Origin of the sequence: Escherichia sp. E2586, from assembly GCF_005781105.1 — a bacterium.
Lineage (GTDB): Bacteria > Pseudomonadota > Gammaproteobacteria > Enterobacterales > Enterobacteriaceae > Escherichia.
In genome coordinates this window covers 1-3,693 of record NZ_VATN01000063.1, presented here as the reverse complement: position 1 = coordinate 3,693, position 3,693 = coordinate 1, and the positions used below count along the sequence as shown (strand labels likewise).

Below are 3,693 nucleotides of genomic sequence, written 5' to 3'. Positions count from 1 at the left end.
CAAATTTACTATGCCACTACAGACGCGGATACTTTCGGTATCTCTTTACGCTATAGCACATACAAGCAGTGAACTATCAACTGGTGCGAGTGTAGGGGCTCAATGCTAATGTCTATTTGAGGACTGCAGATGTTTTCCTCGGCTGGGTAAGTTGTTAACCCCAGAATTTGGGCCAAGTATTGTATGTGGCGAAGCTGGTACAGGAACAAAGGGATAACCGTCGTTTTAAAGCTCTTCCATCGGTGAATAGCCCCGATGTGACCCGGAACAAGTCTCAGCATTCACGGGATGAAAACGATTTGCTTGATGCGATGATAAAACTACAGAACGGCTCTGGGCAGAAGGTCTAAGAATACACGCCTTGCTCTAGTCGTGTTATTAACGCTATTACCGTTTGGATTCCTGATTCGCTCCCCATAAGTTCTTCAGGGGTTTGCCACCGTAACGCTCGGTTGGGTTCATGGCACCACTTTTGGGCCGCACTTTCGTTACCTTCAAACAATTGCGTAGCCAGTTGATGGACATCTTCTCTGTTCAAGGAGTCAACTCCACTATTTAGTTATCGTTTTCTTAATCTGTTTAATGACTGGATATGAACTTCGCTACTCATTTTAGCAATGAGTAACAAGTCAATGTATCAGATGCATTCGTGACTAATACAAATAAATGCGTATAACCATTTGACAATAAAGGTTTAGATGAAAAAAAGAGAGAGTGAAATCGAATTTCACTCTCTCCATTCGGGCGCTAGGCTGGTTAGCCTCATTAAATATGATGTAACCAACGCGTCCCCCTGTATGCTAGACGCTTACAACTATAATCACTGTACATCATGGATGCAACTTTTTTGCTAATAACATTCAGCAGAGGTTGCAATGAAGTGTATGTATGTCGAACGCTACCAACCTGCATCAGTCAATGGAACCTGTTGAGTTGTTCAGCTATATCGACGTTGTTTGATTTACTTTCCATTGCCCATACAGTACTGACCGCGTATCTATAGAAAGGAGTGGTTTATCATTGATTGTAAATCATAAAAATGGCAGCCTCACCAATTATCAGACTCTGTTTGTCCGACAATATCTCAAATGATACAACCAGTTCTAATCAAGATAAAAGAAAGGTGGTTTAATATAATAACCTAGGCAGCACTCCATTATATCCCTTTTATTATTAACGAAAACAACCGAACAATCGTTGGACATGATCTTTTACATCCAGTATACCAAACAACTCTCAATTTAAACTGAGAATGTAATTTGATAATAACTATCCAGATACTGGCTGGCGAGAGAATTTAACATATGGTAATTATATGTTCTATAAATAATTATCTCGCCATTTTAAATTCTATTAATATTATCGGGGTTATTTACGCTGAAAGGAAAATATTTACTTTATTAGTGGATGGTGAGTGGAATTGTAAGTGTTTTAGTTGGTGCTTATATTTTTTTTGATATTAAAAATATATGATTGATGTCTATTATTTCCTCAACAATCTGTTCCCTGGTGTTACCATTTAAAATAGCCATGGATAATAGCAAATAGCCCGTTTTAGTTCCAAGTGTTTTTTATCGCGCCCAATAAAATAATGGTGTTGTTGATATTCTTCAGGCCTAATATGAAGAGGTAATGACATTAGATGTGCACGGTAGGTACGAATAATAGAAATATCGGTTCGTTATATTTTACAGAGTAAGTTATGCGTTAAACTATCAGATTCTTATATGAGCACATTGCCCTTGCATAAATACAATTGCAATAATTTTCTACTCGAATTAAAAGATCGGTTTTGGAGATGGAAAAGTAACTTTTATAAATTTTGAACTATCGATTTAAGCTTCTAAACCATCCATTAAACTATTGTCCTTACTTGTATCACTTTTTAACCAAAGTCTCCAGGGTTTTCTCAAAACCCCTGAGCCTGCTAACGAAAATTTTACTGCTTAAAAAAAACGCAATACTGCAATCAGTATCTGCGATATGCCGAGAAACTTTCGCGAAAAAACGTCTTTGCGTGATTATATCTCTGATTGCTTAGGATGACTACGACATAGGGTCACTTTTTCCTTAAAAATGGCCCTATGTGCACCTCGCATAGGGTCACTTATTGATGAAAAGTGACCCTATGTAATCACGATATAGGGTCACTTTTTTTAAAAGTGGCACTATGTACAAAAATCATAGGATCATTTTTCTCGAAAAAGTGGCACTAGATATATGTATAACTTAAATGGCAAAACAGTACTTATCAACTCACAATAATACCAATACCCATTGTCAAAAAAGCTACTTTTATGTAGCATTAGAAAACATCCTCATACGACCCTCCCATTCCCATCTGACGTGCTTTTCAAACTGTTAACTTCCAGCTGCATTCCAGGCATTCAAAATGCCTCAAAAAAACACAAAAAAAAGTCCCATTTGTGAAAAAAAACTGATAATCTCTTCGGTATGGTTATTTTAAATCAAGAGGTCGCATATCTAATTCGAAACTATTAAAGTCACCGGAGATATCACTCAGTTTGTTGTGTTCACAAATTTATGTGTTTCGGGAAGAAACTGAAGACATGATCACAATTTACTGGATCGTGTGGAAGGAAAGGAGTCATCAGGAGATAAATTTACCGTGACCAGGCAATACGGTGAAGAAGGAGTATCTGGGGGTGTATGTACCAAAAGTTGCATTATAATTGGTAATGCAAAGAAAGTTACAATTACATGGCATAAGTTTAGCACGTATAAAACGAGGTCACTGAGTTACATTTAAAAACTTGTTTTTGTAATGAAGAGCGAAAATATGCGAAAAACACATTTTGTGAACCATGCGATCTGGGAATATTGGATGGTTGCGGAGACGGACGGATTACTATAACCATTACGGCAAGAACGCTCTATTTTAACAGCACGAAATTAAGAGGCTTTGATGATGTAAGTACCGCTATTTCATTATTGTTTAGAACAGTTAATGTTGACGAGTGTGCCCCAATTTTCTTATCTGCTAAATTTTCTCCTGCACAGTTAAACTTCGGCAATCAGAATACTATACACTTTTACAAACATATTTTTGAAATGAACAGCTCGTTTACACTGGAATATAAATTAAATTTTCTGGATTATTTGTCGGTTAGCGATTATAACGTATATGGTTTACAGTATTACTCGAAGTCTCAACATGTAAAGAGAACGCATAAAGAAAATACCTAACGTTTATTTTATTTACCTTTTTGATTATTTTGTCGAAAAAAAATAAAACAGAACTAAAGCGTGCGGATATATATATCTACGGGATTGTCCACCACACTGAACATCAAAAGAGAAAGCTGCCGGTTAAAGGAAAAACGCAAAGTGGGAATGCTGGCAAAAAACGCTACGCCAATCAGTGATGATGAAATGGCGGAAACAGACATCTGAACCTGGCTCTTGACAGATTGTGTAATGGTTCATGCTAATGTCACACGTGATAATACCCAGCCAGAAAGGCTGGGTATTTCCGATGACTACGGATACATATCAATGAACACTTCGCGCAGATAAGAGTATTCCTGCTTATTCTGACAATAGTATTCCACTCTCAGCGTGCTCTGATCCACGCCCTGCGGGGGCATATCACAGCCCGCCAGATCGACCACTCGTACCTACCAGGTCGTCGTGCCATTCGTTAGCGTGCGTCCGTCAACGTAACTCCAGTTC

At 37.9% G+C, this 3,693-nt stretch carries 1 protein-coding gene and 1 pseudogene; one reads left to right on the top strand and one right to left on the bottom strand.

Annotation, left to right across the window (positions count from 1 at the left end):
• Positions 1–346: 346 nt before the first annotated feature.
• A complete protein-coding gene (locus FEK50_RS24125) occupies positions 347–502 on the bottom strand; it encodes an MbcA/ParS/Xre antitoxin family protein (protein ID WP_240725573.1) in 156 nt (51 codons plus the stop codon).
• Positions 503–3,294: 2,792 nt separating this feature from the next.
• Here FEK50_RS24125 and FEK50_RS24285 point away from each other — a divergent pair.
• A pseudogene (locus FEK50_RS24285) lies at positions 3,295–3,414 on the top strand (AAA family ATPase); the annotation flags it as partial.
• Positions 3,415–3,693: the final 279 nt, after the last annotated feature.